The sequence below is a fragment of the Chromobacterium sphagni genome (genome assembly GCF_001855555.1).
GTDB lineage: Bacteria > Pseudomonadota > Gammaproteobacteria > Burkholderiales > Chromobacteriaceae > Chromobacterium > Chromobacterium sphagni.
The window spans coordinates 58,853-74,201 of sequence record NZ_MKCT01000002.1; the positions used below are offsets into that span (position 1 = coordinate 58,853).

Annotated in this window: 16 protein-coding genes; 5 read left to right on the plus strand and 11 right to left on the minus strand. The window is 65.1% G+C overall.

The window, feature by feature from the left end:
* Window positions 1–34: 34 nt before the first annotated feature.
* The 10 genes from rfaD to cmk form a co-directional block, all read right to left on the minus strand.
* On the minus strand, window positions 35–1,030 hold the full coding sequence (gene rfaD, locus BI344_RS06345; RefSeq protein ID WP_071112145.1) for an ADP-glyceromanno-heptose 6-epimerase: 996 nt from the start codon (window positions 1,028–1,030) through the stop codon (window positions 35–37).
* A 49-nt stretch (window positions 1,031–1,079) separates the two neighbouring features.
* On the minus strand, window positions 1,080–1,670 hold the full coding sequence (locus BI344_RS06350; RefSeq protein ID WP_071112146.1) for a DUF924 family protein: 591 nt from the start codon (window positions 1,668–1,670) through the stop codon (window positions 1,080–1,082).
* Between the two features lie 43 nt (window positions 1,671–1,713).
* Window positions 1,714–2,676 carry a D-glycero-beta-D-manno-heptose-7-phosphate kinase gene (gene rfaE1 / locus BI344_RS06355; RefSeq protein ID WP_071112147.1) on the minus strand — a complete coding sequence of 321 codons (963 nt, stop codon included), beginning with the start codon at window positions 2,674–2,676 and terminating at the stop codon, window positions 1,714–1,716.
* Window positions 2,677–2,687: 11 nt separating this feature from the next.
* On the minus strand, window positions 2,688–4,007 hold the full coding sequence (locus BI344_RS06360) for a UDP-glucose dehydrogenase family protein (protein ID WP_071112148.1): 1,320 nt from the start codon (window positions 4,005–4,007) through the stop codon (window positions 2,688–2,690).
* A complete protein-coding gene (gene pyrF / locus BI344_RS06365) occupies window positions 4,004–4,747 on the minus strand; it encodes an orotidine-5'-phosphate decarboxylase (RefSeq protein WP_071112149.1) in 744 nt (247 codons plus the stop codon). The genes BI344_RS06360 and pyrF overlap by 4 nt, the downstream gene beginning before the upstream one ends.
* A gap of 77 nt (window positions 4,748–4,824) precedes the next feature.
* Window positions 4,825–5,982 carry a lipopolysaccharide assembly protein LapB gene (gene lapB, locus BI344_RS06370; RefSeq protein ID WP_071112150.1) on the minus strand — a complete coding sequence of 386 codons (1,158 nt, stop codon included), beginning with the start codon at window positions 5,980–5,982 and terminating at the stop codon, window positions 4,825–4,827.
* Window positions 5,983–6,045: 63 nt separating this feature from the next.
* Window positions 6,046–6,339 carry a LapA family protein gene (locus BI344_RS06375; protein WP_071112151.1) on the minus strand — a complete coding sequence of 98 codons (294 nt, stop codon included), beginning with the start codon at window positions 6,337–6,339 and terminating at the stop codon, window positions 6,046–6,048.
* A gap of 137 nt (window positions 6,340–6,476) precedes the next feature.
* A complete protein-coding gene (locus BI344_RS06380) occupies window positions 6,477–6,791 on the minus strand; it encodes an integration host factor subunit beta (protein WP_071112152.1) in 315 nt (104 codons plus the stop codon).
* Between the two features lie 7 nt (window positions 6,792–6,798).
* A complete protein-coding gene (rpsA, locus tag BI344_RS06385) occupies window positions 6,799–8,493 on the minus strand; it encodes a 30S ribosomal protein S1 (protein ID WP_095210789.1) in 1,695 nt (564 codons plus the stop codon).
* 97 nt (window positions 8,494–8,590) lie between these two features.
* Entirely contained in the window at window positions 8,591–9,259 is a 669-nt protein-coding gene (gene cmk / locus BI344_RS06390) for a (d)CMP kinase (protein ID WP_071112154.1), read from the minus strand.
* 216 nt (window positions 9,260–9,475) lie between these two features.
* On the opposite strand from cmk, the gene aroA reads away from it, so the two are divergent.
* The 3 genes from aroA to BI344_RS06405 all read left to right on the plus strand — a co-directional run bounded on the left by aroA (window position 9,476) and on the right by BI344_RS06405 (window position 11,895).
* The gene (aroA, locus tag BI344_RS06395) at window positions 9,476–10,762 is read left to right on the plus strand and encodes a 3-phosphoshikimate 1-carboxyvinyltransferase (RefSeq protein ID WP_071112155.1); all 1,287 of its coding nucleotides are present in this window, start codon (window positions 9,476–9,478) and stop codon (window positions 10,760–10,762) included.
* A 65-nt stretch (window positions 10,763–10,827) separates the two neighbouring features.
* Window positions 10,828–11,283 carry a pyrophosphohydrolase domain-containing protein gene (locus BI344_RS06400; RefSeq protein ID WP_071112156.1) on the plus strand — a complete coding sequence of 152 codons (456 nt, stop codon included), beginning with the start codon at window positions 10,828–10,830 and terminating at the stop codon, window positions 11,281–11,283.
* A 66-nt stretch (window positions 11,284–11,349) separates the two neighbouring features.
* A complete protein-coding gene (locus tag BI344_RS06405; RefSeq protein WP_071112157.1) occupies window positions 11,350–11,895 on the plus strand; it encodes a cytochrome b in 546 nt (181 codons plus the stop codon).
* Here BI344_RS06405 and BI344_RS06410 read toward each other — a convergent pair.
* A complete protein-coding gene (locus BI344_RS06410) occupies window positions 11,887–12,879 on the minus strand; it encodes a LacI family DNA-binding transcriptional regulator (RefSeq protein WP_071112158.1) in 993 nt (330 codons plus the stop codon). The two genes, BI344_RS06405 and BI344_RS06410, sit on opposite strands and share 9 nt — an antisense overlap.
* Here BI344_RS06410 and BI344_RS24730 point away from each other — a divergent pair.
* Window positions 12,878–13,018, plus strand: a complete 141-nt coding sequence (locus BI344_RS24730; RefSeq protein ID WP_206600336.1) for a hypothetical protein — start codon at window positions 12,878–12,880, stop codon at window positions 13,016–13,018. The genes BI344_RS06410 and BI344_RS24730 overlap by 2 nt on opposite strands.
* A 45-nt stretch (window positions 13,019–13,063) precedes the next feature.
* Window positions 13,064–15,349, plus strand: a 2,286-nt coding sequence (gene ptsP / locus BI344_RS06415; RefSeq protein WP_071112159.1) for a phosphoenolpyruvate--protein phosphotransferase, incomplete at its 3' end; no start/stop codon positions are given.

Sequence of the window (15,349 nt, forward strand, 5' to 3'; positions counted from 1 at the left end):
AGACAACGCGGCCTGTTGCGCCCCGCTCCGCGGCTTAGCGGTGGATCAGCCAATCCACATAGCGGTCCACGCCCTCGCCCACCGACAGCATCGGCGCGGCGTAGCCGGCCTCGCGCAGCTTGGCGATGTCGGCCTGGGTGAAGCTCTGGTACTTGCCCTTGAGCGCGTCCGGGAAGGCGATGTACTCGACGATGCCCTGCTGCACCATCTCGTCCAGCGTCAGTGCCGGCTTGCCCTCATGGCGGCGGCAGGCGTTGACGGTGGCTTCAGCCACGTCGTTGAAGGGCTGCGAACGGCCGCTGCCCAGATTGTAGATTCCGCTCTTGCCCGGATTGTCGAGGAAGTGCAGATTGACCTTGACCACGTCCTCCACCGACACGAAGTCGCGGCTCTGCATACCGTCGCCCCAGCCGTCCCAGCCGCCGAACAGCTTGACCTTGCCGTGCTCGCGGTACTGGTTGAAATGGTGGAAGGCCACCGACGCCATCCGCCCCTTGTGCTGCTCCCGCGGACCGTAGACGTTGAAGTAGCGGAAACCCACCGCCTGCGAGGCCAGGCCTTCCTTGATGCGCTGGCGCAGCACCTGGTCGAACAGGAACTTGGAATAGCCGTAGACATTCAACGGCCCCTCGTGCTGGCGCTCCTCCTTGAACACCGTGCCCTTGCCGTAGGTGGCCGCACTGGAGGCGTACAAGAACTGGATTTCCTCGTGCTGACAGTAGTCGAACAAGGCCAGCGTGTACTGATAGTTGTTGTCCATCATGTACTTGCCGTCGTGATTCATGGTATCCGAGCAGGCGCCCTGGTGCAGGATGGCGGCCAGTTCGCCCTCGTACTCGCCGTCCAGCAGCAAGTGCAGGAATTCGTGCTTGTCCAGATAGTGCGAAATCTCGCAGTCCACCAGATTGTGGAACTTGTCGGCGTTGCTCAGATTGTCCACCGCGATGATGTCGGTGATGCCGCGCTGGTTCAACCCCTTGACCAGATTGGAGCCAATGAAGCCGGCCGCGCCGGTAACAACGATAGTCATGTGCTTGTCCTTGTGTCAGCCAGGGCTCGATGCCCGGCAAGTATCAAATTCAGAACCCCGCTCCCGGCGTGGCGAGGTAAGCCAGCTCGGCGGCGCTGCTCGCCCTGCCCAATACGGCATTGCGGTGCGGAAAACGGCCAAACTCGGCGATGACCCGATGATGGCGCCGCGCATAATCCAGATAATTGCTGCCCGGCGCCGCGTCATCCAGCGCCAGGAACAGCTGCAGCGAACGCTGCTGGTCGGCGAGGTCTTCGCTGTGCTCGAACGGCAGATAGACGAATAGCCGCGCCACCGCCGGCAAAGCCTGGTCCAGGCCTTGCTCCAGCGCCTGCCGCGCGCCCGCCCTGGCCTGGGCGTCGGTGGAGAACGCCCGCGGGTCGCCGCGGAACAGATTGCGCGGAAACTGGTCGGCGACGATCAGCCAGGCCAACGCCGCTCGGGCGCCTCCCGCGCCCATTTGCAATGCGCCGTCGGCAAGCCGCCGCCACAGCGGCAGGAAGCGCTGGCGGATGTCGGCGTCGAAGGCGTCGTCGCGACGGAACCACGACTCGCGCGCCGCGGCCAGGCTGGAATCGTCGGCGCCGCCGAACCAGAACGTCAGCACGGCGTCCACTTGCGCCGGGGTCAACTGCGCCATCTGCACTGTCCTCACGAACGGGTCCGGCCGGATGCCGGGGATGTCAAAGCGCGAACAACTCCTGCTGCGAGCAGACCGCGGTGCCCAGCTTGCCCACCACCACGCCGGCGGCGGCATTGGCCAGGCTCATCGCCACCGGCATGCTCTGGCCGGCGGCCAACGCCAGGCCCAAGGTGCCGATCACGGTATCGCCGGCGCCCGACACGTCGTACACCTCGCGCGCGAAAGTAGGCTGATGCAGCGCGCCATCGGCGCGGAACAGCGTCATGCCCTCTTCGCTGCGGGTAACCAGCAAGGCCTCCAGGCTCAATTCTTCGCGCAGGGCCTCGGCCTTGCGCACCAACGCCTCCTCGCTGGACCAGGAGCCCGCCACCTGACGGAACTCGCTGCGGTTCGGGGTCAGCAGCGTAGCGCCGGCGTACTTGCTGTAGTCGTCGCCCTTGGGGTCGATCAGCACCGGCTTGCCCGCCTCGCACGCCAGCCGGATCATTTCCGCTACATGGGTCAGGCCGCCCTTGCCGTAGTCGGACAGGATCACCACATCATGACGGGCGACGATGGCGGAAAATTCCTGCAGCTTGTCCGCCAGAATCTCGTGACTGGGAGCGTCCTCGAAATCCAGCCGGATCAATTGCTGCTGCCGCGCCACCACCCGCAGCTTGACGGTGGTGGCGATATTCGCGTCGCGCTTGAAAGAGGTGGCGATGCCATCGTCCAGCAGCAGTTGCTCCAGCACATCGGCCGCCTCGTCGTCGCCCACCACCGACAGGATGGTGGCCTTGCCGCCCAGGCCAGCGATGTTGCGCGCCACATTGGCGGCCCCGCCGGCGCGCTCTTCGCTGCGGCCGATCCTGGCCACCGGCACCGGCGCCTCCGGAGAAATGCGGGACACGTCGCCGAACCAGTAACGGTCCAGCATCACATCTCCCACCACCAACACCCGGGCCGCCGCCAGGCTCTCCGCCAGCTTGGCGGCGTCCAGCTTCAGTTCCTGCATCAAACCCATAGCTCTGTCCCTTATCGGCCAATGGCCAGGTAATCGAAGCCCTGTTCGCGCAGCCATGCCGGGTCGTACATATTGCGGCCGTCGAAGATCAATGGCCGCTTCAGGCTCCGCTTGATCGCGTCAAAGTCGGGCGCGCGGAACATTTTCCATTCCGTGACGATCAGCAGCGCGTCGGCGCCTTCCAACGCCTTCATCATGTCGTCGGCGAAGCGCAGGCGGGCATTGCCTCCCATCACGCGACTGGCCTCATGAGTGGCCACCGGATCGAAAGCCACCACTTCGGCGCCGCGGCAGCTCAGTTCGTCCACGATCACCCGGCTGGGAGCCTCGCGCATGTCGTCGGTATTGGGCTTGAACGCCAGCCCCCACAATGCGAAGCGGCGGCCGGACAGATCGCTGCCGAAACGGCTCACCACCTTGTCCACCAGCCGCAGCTTCTGAATGTCGTTGGCCTCTTCCACCGCGCTCAGCACGCGCAACGTGTGGCCGTGCTCCTTGCCGGTCTGCACCAGCGCCTTGACGTCCTTGGGGAAGCAGGAGCCGCCGTAGCCGACGCCGGGATAGAGGAAATGGTAGCCGATGCGCGGGTCGGACCCCATGCCCAGCCGCACCTGTTCGATATCCGCGCCCATGGTCTCGGCCAGATTGGCCAGCTCGTTCATGAAGGAAATCCGGGTGGCCAGCATGGCGTTGGCGGCATATTTGGTCAGTTCGGCCGAGCGCACGTCCATCAGCAGCACCCGTTCGTGGTTGCGCTGGAACGGCTTGTACAGGCGGCGCATGATCTCGGCGGCGCGCTCGTCGTCGACGCCTATCACTACCCGGTCCGGGCGCATGAAGTCGTCGATCGCCGCACCTTCCTTCAGGAATTCGGGATTGGACACCACGCTGTATTCGATGTCCGCGCCGCGGGCGGCTAACTCCTCCGCCATCGCCGCCCGCACCTTGTCGGCGGTGCCCACCGGCACGGTGGATTTGTCCACCACCACGCGGTAGCCGGTCATATGGCGGGCGATATTGCGCGCGGCGGCCAGCACGTATTGCAGATCGGCGGAGCCGTCCTCATCCGGCGGGGTGCCCACCGCGATGAACTGAATGTCGCCGAAGGCGACCGAGGCGGCCACATCGGTGGTGAAACTCAGGCGGCCGGCCGCTACATTGCGGCGCACCATGTCTTCCAGGCCCGGCTCGAAAATGGGGATGCCGCCCTGTTGCAGGATTTCGATCTTGCGCGGATCCACGTCCAGGCAGCAAACGTGGTAGCCGGTTTCAGCCAGGCAGGTGCCGGTCACCAGGCCGACATAGCCCGAACCAATCACTGTTACTTTCATGATTGCTTAGCCTGAGAAATTGCGATGTCGCGATTGATGGCGCGCAGCGTCGCCAGCGGATCCGCGGCGCGGGTGATCGGCCGGCCTATCACCAGGAAATCGGAACCGGCGGCCAGCGCGGCGGTCGGCGTCATCACCCGGCGCTGGTCGTCGCAGGCGCTGTCGGCCAGCCGGATGCCCGGCGTCACCAGCTTGAAGTCCTTGCCCAGCGTCTGCTTGAGCATGGCGGCCTCCTGCGCCGAGCACACCACGCCGTCCAGGCCGCAATCGCGGGCCAGCGTGGCCAGGCGCAGCACATGCTGCTCGGGCGAAGCCGCGATGCCCACTTCAGCCAAGTCTGCGGCCTCCATGCTGGTCAGCACCGTCACCGCGATCAACAACGGACGCTGGCTGTAACCGGCCAATGCTTCACGCGCGGCCTCCATCATGCGGCGGCCGCCGCTGGCGTGCACATTCACCATCCACACCCCGGCTTCGGCCGCAGCCTTGCAGGCGTGGGCAACGGTATTGGGGATGTCATGGAATTTCATATCGAGAAAAACCTGAAAGCCGCGCGCGGCCAGCGCTTCCACCAGGTCGCGCCCGCTGGAGGTGAACAGCTCCTTGCCCACCTTGAGCCGGCACTCGGCCGGGTCCAGCCGGCTGGCGAAGGCCAGCGCGCCGGCGGCGTCGGCGAAGTCAAGCGCCACCACCACCGGCGAGGGGGATCGGGCCTCGGCTGCTGCAATCAGAGGATTCATGGATGCTCCATCATTCTATTTATAAGTATGCATGAAGCGCCGCCGGCCCCGCCGGCGGCGCAAAATTCACAACCGCGTCAGGCTTCCGAACGGTTGGCGGTGAAGCTCTCCCATTCGCCGCAGGCCGGACAATGCCAGAAGAAGGCGCGGGAACGGAAGTTGCAGCATTTGCAGCGATGCACGCTCAAACGCTGCGAATGCTTGAGGATCAGCGCGCGCGCCACTTCGGCATCCATCCGCCCCTCCGGCGACAACTCGTCCATCTGCGCCTCTATCATCCGGTACACGCCGGACAAGCTGGGGCGCGCATGCACCGCCTCGCGCACGCCCTCCAGCGCGCGGGCCTCGCCGTCGTAGGTGGCGATCTTCTGGTACAGCAGATCGGTCAGCTCCAGTTGCGGGAAGGTGCGCTGATAGCCGCGCAGCAGGGCAATCCCCTCCGACGGCTTGCCCTGCTTTTCATAGGCGTCGAACAGCCGCTCGGCGGCCATCGACAGGTATTCGAAGTTCTGCTTCTCTATGCCCTGCCAAGCCGCCATCGCCGCTTCGACATCGCCCTCGGCGAACTCGATGTCGCCCAGGATCAGGCTGGCGCGCACGCATTTGCGGTTGGCGGCGATGGCCTCGGCCACGTACTGGCGCGCTTGGCTGTAATTGGACTTGTACAGCTCGCCCTGCGCCAGTTCGCAGTAAAACTGCGCCACTTCATGCTGGAAGGAATGGGCGTCGCTGCGCAGCTCCCTGGCGGTTTCGATCGCTTTTACCCAGTCGCGGTCCTGCTGGTAGATGTCCAGCAGCTGCCGCCGCGCCGCCAGCGCCATATTGCCCGACAGCAGCTTCAGCAGAATCTCCTCGGCCCGGTCCACCAAGCCCGCCTTGCGAAAATCCTGCGCCAGTTCGTTGCGCACCAAATCGCGCTGCTCGCCCGGCAGATCGGACGAATCCAGCATCTGCTGATGCAGGCGGATGGCGCGGTCGTTCTCGCCGCGCTTGCGGTACAGCTTGCCCAGCACATGCTGCAATTCCAGCGCCGCGCCCTGCTGGCGCGCCACCTCGGCCAAAGCCTGCGCCGCGACGTCGGTCTTGTCGTCTACCAGCGCGTCGAGGCCACGAAAATACGAGATCGGCACCGACTTGGCCTGCTTGAGCACGGTACGCATGTCCACCCGGGCCGCGAACCAGCCCAGACCAAAGAAGGCTGGAAACAACAGCAGCCACCACAAATCGAGTTCCAACAGCAATCCTTTCGGGACAATAGAATCCGGGCCGCCAAGGGCGGCCGGCAGGCTAGACGGCCATCAATCGGCGATGGCGTCGCTGGGATCGCTGACAACCTTGCTGGCGGGCGGACGGTTGCGCAGCTCTTTTTTCAACTGCGACAGCTCGCGGCGGGTCCTCAGGTAGAAGCTGAAGGTCGCCAGCAGGCCGACCACCGCGCCAGCCACGAAAAACAGCAGCAAGAAGACGATCAGCGGCGCCGACCAGGACTGGCCGAAGAATAATTTGAATTCGACTGCATGGCTGTTCTGCACGGTCACGGCGACCAGCAGCAGCAGCAGGGCCAGTTCGACGATACGCAACAAATATCGCATGGGTTCGCTCGATGGGTTTGCCGGAGTGCAATTTTAAACGATAGCCAGCCACAACCCAAGCCGCGGCGGCCATTGAATACGAAAAAAGCGCCGCATAATGCGGCGCTTTCGGCACGACAGGCGTCAAACAACTGCTATCAGGCCTGGGTCTGCTCCAACAGGGACAGATCCACGCGCTCGCGCAGCTCCTTGCCAGCCTTGAAATGAGGCACGTATTTCTCAGGAACCGAGACACTGGTGCCTGACTTCGGGTTGCGGCCGACACGCGGCGGACGGTAGTTCAGGTCGAAGCTACCGAAGCCGCGGATCTCGATCCGGCTTCCCTGAGACAGGTTGTTGGCCATCGCGTCCAGAATGGTTTTGACGGCCAACTCAGCATCTTTGTAGACCAACTGAGAATTGCGCTCGGCGAGTCTCTCGGACAGCCGCGCGATCAGCTCAGATTTGGTCATGACGCAATTACTCGTTGGAACCGGACAGTTTTGCCTTCAGCAGGGCACCCAGGTTGGTGGTGCCGGCGGAAGCGCTGTCAACGGTCGACAGGTTCTTCATTGCGGCATTCTCTTCCTGAGCGTCCTTGGCCTTGATCGACAGGCTGATATTGCGCGACTTGCGGTCAACGGCAACGATCACGGCTTCCACTTCTTCGCCATCCTTCAGGATGGAGCGAGCGTCTTCCACGCGGTCGCGGGACAGCTCGGAGGCGCGCAGGTAGCCTTCAACGTCGATATCCAGAGCGATAACGGCACCCTTGGCGTCAACGGACTTGACAGTGCCCTTGACCAGCGCGCCCTTGTCGTTCATGGCAACGAAGTTGTTGAACGGATCGCCTTCGAGCTGCTTGATGCCCAGGGAGATGCGCTCTTTTTCCACGTCGATGGACAGAACGACTGCTTCAACCTCGTCACCCTTCTTGAACTTGCGCACGGCCTCTTCGCCAGCTTCGTTCCAAGACAGGTCGGACAGGTGAACCAGGCCGTCGATGCCGCCCGGCAGGCCAACGAACACGCCGAAGTCGGTGATGGACTTGATCGCGCCCTTCAGCTTGTCGCCCTTGTGGAAGTTGTCGGCAAACTCGTTCCACGGGTTGGCCAGGCATTGCTTCATGCCCAGGGAGATACGACGACGGTCTTCGTCGATTTCCAGGATCATCACTTCCACTTCGTCGCCAACCTGAACCACCTTGGACGGGTGTACGTTCTTGTTGGTCCAGTCCATTTCGGACACGTGCACCAGGCCTTCGATGCCTTGTTCGATTTCAACGAACGCGCCGTAGTCGGTCAGGTTGGTCACCTTGCCGAACAGGCGGGTGCCGGACGGGTAGCGGCGGGACAGGCCCACCCAAGGATCTTCGCCCAGTTGCTTCAGACCCAGCGATACGCGGTTCTTCTCTTGGTCGAACTTCAGCACCTTGGCTTCGACTTCATCGCCAACCGCCAGAACTTCGGACGGGTGCTTCACGCGGCGCCATGCCAGGTCGGTGATGTGCAGCAGGCCATCGATGCCGCCCAGGTCGACGAACGCACCGTAGTCGGTGATATTCTTGACGATACCCTTGATGACAGCGCCCTCTTTCAGGGTTTCCAGCAGTGCCTTGCGCTCTTCGCCCAGGGTTTCTTCCAGTACCGAGCGACGGGAAACCACGACGTTGTTGCGCTTGCGATCCAGCTTGATAACCTTGAACTCGATCTGCTTGTTTTCGTACGGGGTGGTGTCTTTCACCGGACGCACGTCAACCAGGGAGCCCGGCAGGAAGGCGCGGATGCCGTTGACCATGACGGTCAGGCCGCCCTTGACCTTGCCGCTGATCAGGCCGGACAGGATGGTGCCGGCTTCCAGAGCTTCTTCCAGCTCAACCCAGGCAGCCATGCGCTTGGCTTTTTCGCGGGACAGCTTGGTTTCGCCGAAGCCGTTTTCCAGCGCGTCGATTGCCACGGTCACGAAGTCGCCGATTGCAACTTCAACGACGCCCTGGTCGTTCTTGAATTCTTCAGCCGGAATCAGGGACTCGGACTTGAGGCCTGCGTTCACGGTTACAAAGTTGGAATCAACCGCCACAACTTCGGCAGTGATCACTTCGCCCACGCGCATATCGTGCAGGGTAAGGCTTTCTTCAAACAGCTGGGCGAAGTTTTCCATGGAGAGGGTAGTCATCAAGCGTACTCTCGGTTGCACACCTTGCGGCGTGCGGGGTTAGGGTTGAACACGCGGCCGCCGCCGCAATGCAGCAAAAGAAACGGCCGTAAAAAAATCAATGGCCGGAAACCTGTCTTTCCCCAAACCATCCGAGGACCTTGTCGACCGCCTGGTCAATGGTCAGCTCCGTGGTATCGAGCAAAAAGGCGTCCGGCTCCTGTCGCAGCGGCGCTACCGGCCGGGCGGCATCCCGCGCGTCCCGATCGATAATGTCCTGCATAATTGTGGGGAGGTTAGCAGATTCCCCCTTGCCGATCAACTGCTTATAGCGGCGCCGCGCGCGCTCTTCGGCGCTGGCGGTCAGGAATATCTTCAAAGCGGCGTCCGTAAACACCACCGAACCCATGTCGCGGCCATCGGTCACCAGCCCCGGCGCCAGGCGAAAATCGCGCTGGCGCTGCAATAGCGCGGCGCGGACCGCAGGCAGCGCGCCCACCTTGGACGCGCCGATGCCGATCTCTTCGGCGCGGATATCCAGGCTGGCATCGTTGCCTTCCAGCCACACCGCGCCGTCGGAAAACTCCACCGGCAGATTGGCGGCGGCCTCCGCCAGCTTCGACTCGTCATCCCAGGCGATGCTATGGCGGCGCCCATGCAGGGCCAGCAGCCGGTACAGGGAGCCGGAATCCAGGTAATGGAAATCAAGGCGCGAAGCCACCAGGGCCGCCACCGTCCCCTTGCCCGAAGCGGAGGGGCCGTCGATGGTAATCACCGGAACTGTCATGAAAGTCTGATCCTGTTGCAAATCTGATGCCACCGGCCCTCCGGCCACAGCCGGGAAAAGCCGGTCAAACCGGGGATTGTAGCGCAAGCAGACCGCAGGCTGTTGACGGAATGCGGCCCGCCGACGATTGCAAGCAGGCCGCTGCGGCGGGTACAGTGTCCGCTCTGCTCCGTCCAACCCGCTATACGCACCCGAGATAAAGCGCGCCCAGTCAATATGGAACAACTGCATCTGCCCCCCCACTCCCGCCTTGGCGGCACCATCAAGCTCCCCGGCTCCAAAAGCATTTCCAACCGCACCCTGCTGCTAGCCGCGCTGTCAGGCGGCAGCACGCTGGTGCGGGATCTGCTGGACTCGGACGACATCCGCCACATGCTGGGCGCGCTGAAACTGCTGGGTGTGAAGATAGAGCAGCGGGGCGACAGCCGCGACTTCCGCGTGCACGGCGCGGACGGCAGCTTCCCGGTGAAGAGCGCCGAGCTGTTCCTCGGCAATGCCGGCACCGCCTTCCGCCCGCTCACCGCGGCGCTGGCGGTGATGGGCGGCAACTACCAGCTATCCGGCGTGCCGCGGATGCACGAACGCCCGATCGGCGACCTCGTCGACGCACTCAGCGCCGCCGGCGCCCACATCGAATACCTGGGCCAGCCCGGCTTCCCGCCGCTGGCCATCGCGCCGGCCGACGTGCATTGCGCCCGCCCCATACAGGTGAAGGGCAACGTCTCCAGCCAGTTCCTCACCGCCTTGCTGATGGCGCTGCCGCTCACCGGTGGCCAGACCGAAATCGAAGTGGTGGGCGAACTGATCTCCAAGCCCTATATCGAAATCACCCTCAACCTGATGGCGCAGTTCGGCATCCGGGTGGAGCGCCAGGGTTGGCAGCGCTTCGTCATTCCCGGCGGCCAGCACTATATCTCGCCGGGCGAGGTCTTCGTCGAGGGCGACGCCTCCAGCGCCTCGTACTTCCTGGCGGCCGGCGCGCTGGCAGGCGGCCCGGTGCGGGTGGAAGGCGTGGGCGAGGCCAGCATCCAGGGCGACGTGCGCTTCGCCGAGGCGCTGGAGCTGATGGGGGTATCCATCCGCCGCGGCGCCAACTGGATAGAATCCAGCATGCAGGGAAAGCTCAAGGCGCTGGACCTGGACTGCAACCACATCCCGGACGCGGCGATGACGCTAGCGGTGCTGGCGCTGGGCGCCGAAGGCACCACCACGCTGCGCAACATCGCCAGCTGGCGGGTGAAGGAGACCGACCGCCTGTCGGCGATGGCGACCGAGCTGCGCAAGGTGGGCGCCATCGTGGAGGAAGGCGCCGACTACATCCGCGTCACCCCGCCGGCCGCGCTGACGTCCAACGCCGAAATCGACACCTACGACGACCACCGCATGGCGATGTGCTTCTCGCTGGTTTCGCTGCTGGGCGCGCCGCTGACCATCAACGACCCCAAGTGCGTGGCAAAGACCTTCCCCGACTACTTCCAGGCGCTGGCCTCGCTGCGGCAATAATCACAATATCTTTCCCGCCCAATCGATAGGCTACACAATATATATACATAAAGTGGAGCCTTTCGATGAGCGATCTATTCCAGATGCGCCGCGATTTCATGCGGCGCTTCGACATCCCCTCCCCCGACGCGCCGGAATTCCGCTCCGAGCAGCTCGCCATGTGGCAAACCATGCTGGACGAAGAGTGGGCCGAACTCCGCCAGGCGCTGGCCGACTACCAGACCCTGCCGGAGCAAAGCCCGGAACAGCAATTGCACAACCGAGCCGAACTGACCGCCGAAGCGGTGGACGTGCTCAATGTGGTTTGCGGACTGCTGCTGTCGCAAGGCCTGCCGCTGGAGGCGATGTGCCAGGCGATACACGACGCCAACCTGCGCAAATGCGTCGACGGCAAGGTGCTGCGCCGCGCCGACGGCAAGGTGTTGAAGCCGGAAGGATGGCGGCCGGCGGATAAGGTCGGCGTGATACGGCGGGCTCTGCCGCCGGCGGAAGCCAACAATACGTCACAAGCTTTGCCTTGAATTAAGACGCCCTTAAATTATCCCGGCTAAGCTTGAACATTCGCAAACTCACGACCGGGAGCCGAAATGCTGCGCAATTCCTCGCAAAGCTACGGACGAATCGCCCGCGCGCTGCACTGGCTGTGCGCGCTGGCGGTGATAGCCGCGCTAGTCTTCATCGAAATCAAAGGCAACTTTCCCAAGGGCAGCGCCGTGCGCGGCGGCCTGAGCTACGCCCACATCCAGGCCGGCTTGATTGTGCTGCTGCTTGCGCTGCCGCGCTTGGGCTGGCGGCTGGGCAATCCGCCGCCGGCCATCACTCCGCGCCCGGGCCGCGCCGCCGCGCTGCTGGCCCATGCCGGCCACTGGGCGCTATACGGGCTGATGCTGGCGCTACCCATCCTCGGCATCGCCTTCATCCAGGCCAATGGCCGCGAAGTGTCTTTCTTCGGCCTGACCCTGCCCGCGCTGCTGTCCCCCGCCCCCGCGCTGGGCAAGCAACTGAAGGATGTCCACGAGCTGCTGGGCAATGTGCTGTTGTGGCTGAGCATCCTGCATGCCGCAGCCGCAGTCTGGCATCACCGCTTGCTGAAAGACGACACCCTGACGCGGCTGATCGGCCCCTTACGCTGAACCGGCGCGCCGGCTGGAGCCACGCGGCACCAGCCGGCCGGCCAGCACCACCTTGCGCACCGGCCGCTCCGGCTGCCGCAAGCGTTCCAGCAGCATGCCCATCGCCGCCTGGCCGATCTCCGCCACCGGCTGCTCCACCACCGTCATACCGGGTTCGGTCAGCTCGGTCCAGCTGTCGTTGTCGAAACCGGCCAGCGCCAGTTGCTCCGGCACCACCACGCCGGCGCCCCGCACCGCCTTCACCGCGCCCAGCAGCAGCAGCCCATTGCTGGCGATCAAGGCGCGCGGCGCATCCGGCTGCCGCAGCCAGTTGGCCACCTCCCGCTCCGCCGCCGCCGCGCTGGGCGCGACAAAGCGCGCCTCCACCGGCAAGCCGGCCTGGCTCAGCGCCGCGACAAAGCCGGCGTGGCGCTCGGCGCCGGTGCTGCTGGTATTGCCGAACAAGCCCCCGATGCTCCGATAGCCCTGCGCCAGCAGATGCTCCACCAGCTGGGCGGCGGCGGCGGCATTGTCCAGCAGCACCGCGTCGCAGGCGCTGGCGGGACCGGCGCGGTCTATCATCACCACGGGAAAACCCAGCGCCGACACGTCCAGCCGCGCCGCGGTTTCGCGCGTGGCGGCGAAGATCACCCCGCTCACCCGCTCCTCCTGCATCAGCCTCAGATACATCGCCTCCTTGTCCGGATTTTCGTCGGTATTGCACAGGATCACACGCATGCCCTCGCGATAGGCGACGTCCTCCACCTCCCGGCTCACCGCGGTGAAAAACGGGTTGCAGATATCGGACACGATCAATCCCACGGTACGGCTGGACTGCGAACGCAGCCGGCGCGCCGACAGATTGGGCCGATAGCCGCTGCCGGCGATGGCCGCCTCCACCCTGGCCCGCAGCTCCGGGCTGACCGGACCGTTGCCCAAAACGCGGGAAACCGTGGCCACCGATACGCCTGCCAGTCGCGCGACATCCTTGATGCTGGTTGTCATGTTGAAATCGTTTTCAGTTTATTTGCGCCATGTTGCATTCAGTCAATCGCAGGAGCAAGCGCAAAATAGTGGCCAGCCCTTCGCTGCAATGCAATATCAATACTTTATTGCCCGCGATGGATTGACAGAGAAAATGTAATCGTTTTCAATCGCCAGCATATCGATCCCATCGACGAGGTACGCCGTGTCCGACGCCCCGCTCACTCCCCAACTAATACGCCTGGGCTGCCGGCCTGCCGACAAAGAGGCCGCCATCCGCCAGGCCGGCGCGCTGCTTGCCGCCGCCGGCTGCATCGCGCCGGACTACATAGCCAGCCTGCTGCGGCGCGAGGCGGTGGCCAACACCTATCTGGGCAACGGCATCGCCATTCCGCACGGCATGGCGGAAGACCGGGCGCAGGTGCTGCGCACCGGCATCGCCATCCTGCAAATACCGGACGGACTGGAATGGCACCCGGGCCAGCGCACCCATCTCTTGTGCGCCATCGCCGCCCGCTCCGACGACCACCTGGTGATGCTGCGCCAGCTGACCCGGCTGCTGCAGGACGAAGCTCGGCTGCTGCCGCTGTTCTCCACCACCGATCCCGGCGAGCTGATCGCCGCGCTGGCCCAGCCGGCCGAAGCGCTGCCGCCGGACGCCGAAGCGCACGACCTGGACCTGTGCGAGGAATGGCGGCTGGACTACCCCAACGGCCTGCATGCCCGCCCCGCCGCCCTGTGGGTGGAGGCGGCGCGCCGCAGTCCGGCGCAATTGCAGGTGCGCCACGGCAACCTGGCCGCCGACGCCAAGAACCTGATCTCCCTGCTGCAGCTGGCCTTGCGCCAGGGCGCGCTGCTCACGGTGTCGGCGCGCGGCCCGCAAGCTGCCGAAGGGCTGAGGCAACTGCTGCAGGCGATGCGCGAAGCCAGCCTGGCCGAGCAGACCGCCGCAGCCATCGCGGCGCAACGCGCGACCGGCCAGCGCAAGCGCGCGCTCTGGCAACCATCGGGCCGCGCGGTATCGCTGCCGGGCATCAGCGCCAGCCCGGGCCTCGCCATCGGCACCGTGCGCATCCTGGCGGCGGCGCAGCTGAATGTGGCCGACCATCCCGTCAGCCTGACCGAAGGCGGCGACCGCCTGCACGAGGCGCTGGCCGCCACCCGCCGCCAATTGTCGCAGCTGGCAGACGCCACCCAGGCTACGCTGGGCGCCCCCGAAGCCGCCATCTTCCGCGCCCAGGCCGAGCTATTGAACGACACCGACCTGATCACCCTCAGCTGCCAGTTGATGGTGGCCGGCCACGGCGTGGAATGGTCGTGGCACCAGGCGGTGGAGCGGCTGGCGGAAAAGCTCTCCGCGCTGGGCAACCCGCTCTTGGCGGCGCGCGCCGCCGACCTGCGCGACGCCGGCCGGCGCGTGCTGTTCCAGTTGGATCCCTCGTTGCAAAACCGCGCGCCGGCGGAGTTCGGCGCCGACACCATCCTGCTGACAGCCGACCTGGCGCCGTCCGACACCGCCGGCCTGGACCTCGCCCGCATCAAGGGGCTGGCCACCGCCCACGGCGGCCCCACCGCGCATACCGCCATCCTGGCCCGCACGCTGGGCCTGCCGGCGCTGGTGGCGGCGGGCCCGGCCCTGCTGGACGTGGCCGACGGCAGCCCGGCCATTCTGGACGGCGACGGCGGCCGGCTATACCTGGACCCAAGCGAGCAGGACCTCGCCTCCGCCCGCGACTGGCAACTGCGGCAGAGCGAAGAGCGGCTGCGGCAGCAAAACGAGCGCCAGGAGCCCGGCCAGACCGCCGACGGCAGGCGCATCGAGATCGCCGCCAATCTCAACCGTCCGGACCAGGTGGCTGGCGCACTGGAGAACGGCGCCGAAGGCGTAGGCCTGATGCGCACCGAATTCCTGTTTCTGGAACGCGAAACCGCGCCGGACGAGGACGAGCAGCATCGGACTTATCTGGCGATGCAGCAGGCGCTGCAGGGCCGGCCGCTGATCGTGCGCGCGCTGGACATAGGCGGCGACAAGCAGGTGCCCTACCTCCAATTGCCGCGCGAGGACAATCCCTTCCTGGGCGTCCGCGGCGCGCGGCTCTTGCTGCGCCGGCGCGAACTGCTGGAGCCGCAGTTGCGCGCGCTGTACCGCACCGCCAAGAGCGGCAAGCCGCTGTCCATCATGTTCCCGATGATCAGCTCGCTGAAGGAGATCACCCGGCTCAAGGGCTGGTGCGAGGGTGTGCGCAAGGAGCTGGACGCTCCGGCGGTGCCGATAGGCATCATGGTGGAAGTGTCGGCGGCGGCGCTGTTGGCCGACCAACTGGCGCCCTATGTCGACTTTTTCTCCATCGGCACCAACGACCTGACTCAATACGCGCTGGCGATAGACCGCCAGCATCCGGAGCTGGCGGCGGAAGCCGACAGCCTGCACCCAGCGGTGCTGCGGCTGATCCAGCATACCGTGCGCGGCGCGGCGGCGCATCGGCGCTGG

What these genes read in the sequence shown, in the direction of transcription:
- rfaD (WP_071112145.1), bottom strand. Translation starts at nt 1,030, where the DNA reads ATGACTATCGTTGTTACCGGCGCGGCCGGCTTCATTGGCTCCAATCTG.
- BI344_RS06350 (WP_071112146.1), bottom strand. Translation starts at nt 1,670, where the DNA reads ATGGCGCAGTTGACCCCGGCGCAAGTGGACGCCGTGCTGACGTTCTGG.
- rfaE1 (WP_071112147.1), bottom strand. Translation starts at nt 2,676, where the DNA reads ATGGGTTTGATGCAGGAACTGAAGCTGGACGCCGCCAAGCTGGCGGAG.
- BI344_RS06360 (WP_071112148.1), bottom strand. Translation starts at nt 4,007, where the DNA reads ATGAAAGTAACAGTGATTGGTTCGGGCTATGTCGGCCTGGTGACCGGC.
- pyrF (WP_071112149.1), bottom strand. Translation starts at nt 4,747, where the DNA reads ATGAATCCTCTGATTGCAGCAGCCGAGGCCCGATCCCCCTCGCCGGTG.
- BI344_RS06375 (WP_071112151.1), bottom strand. Translation starts at nt 6,339, where the DNA reads ATGCGATATTTGTTGCGTATCGTCGAACTGGCCCTGCTGCTGCTGCTG.
- BI344_RS06380 (WP_071112152.1), bottom strand. Translation starts at nt 6,791, where the DNA reads ATGACCAAATCTGAGCTGATCGCGCGGCTGTCCGAGAGACTCGCCGAG.
- rpsA (WP_095210789.1), bottom strand. Translation starts at nt 8,493, where the DNA reads ATGACTACCCTCTCCATGGAAAACTTCGCCCAGCTGTTTGAAGAAAGC.
- cmk (WP_071112154.1), bottom strand. Translation starts at nt 9,259, where the DNA reads ATGACAGTTCCGGTGATTACCATCGACGGCCCCTCCGCTTCGGGCAAG.
- aroA (WP_071112155.1), top strand. Translation starts at nt 9,476, where the DNA reads ATGGAACAACTGCATCTGCCCCCCCACTCCCGCCTTGGCGGCACCATC.
- BI344_RS06400 (WP_071112156.1), top strand. Translation starts at nt 10,828, where the DNA reads ATGAGCGATCTATTCCAGATGCGCCGCGATTTCATGCGGCGCTTCGAC.
- BI344_RS06405 (WP_071112157.1), top strand. Translation starts at nt 11,350, where the DNA reads ATGCTGCGCAATTCCTCGCAAAGCTACGGACGAATCGCCCGCGCGCTG.
- BI344_RS24730 (WP_206600336.1), top strand. Translation starts at nt 12,878, where the DNA reads ATGTTGAAATCGTTTTCAGTTTATTTGCGCCATGTTGCATTCAGTCAA.
- BI344_RS06410 (WP_071112158.1), bottom strand. Translation starts at nt 12,879, where the DNA reads ATGACAACCAGCATCAAGGATGTCGCGCGACTGGCAGGCGTATCGGTG.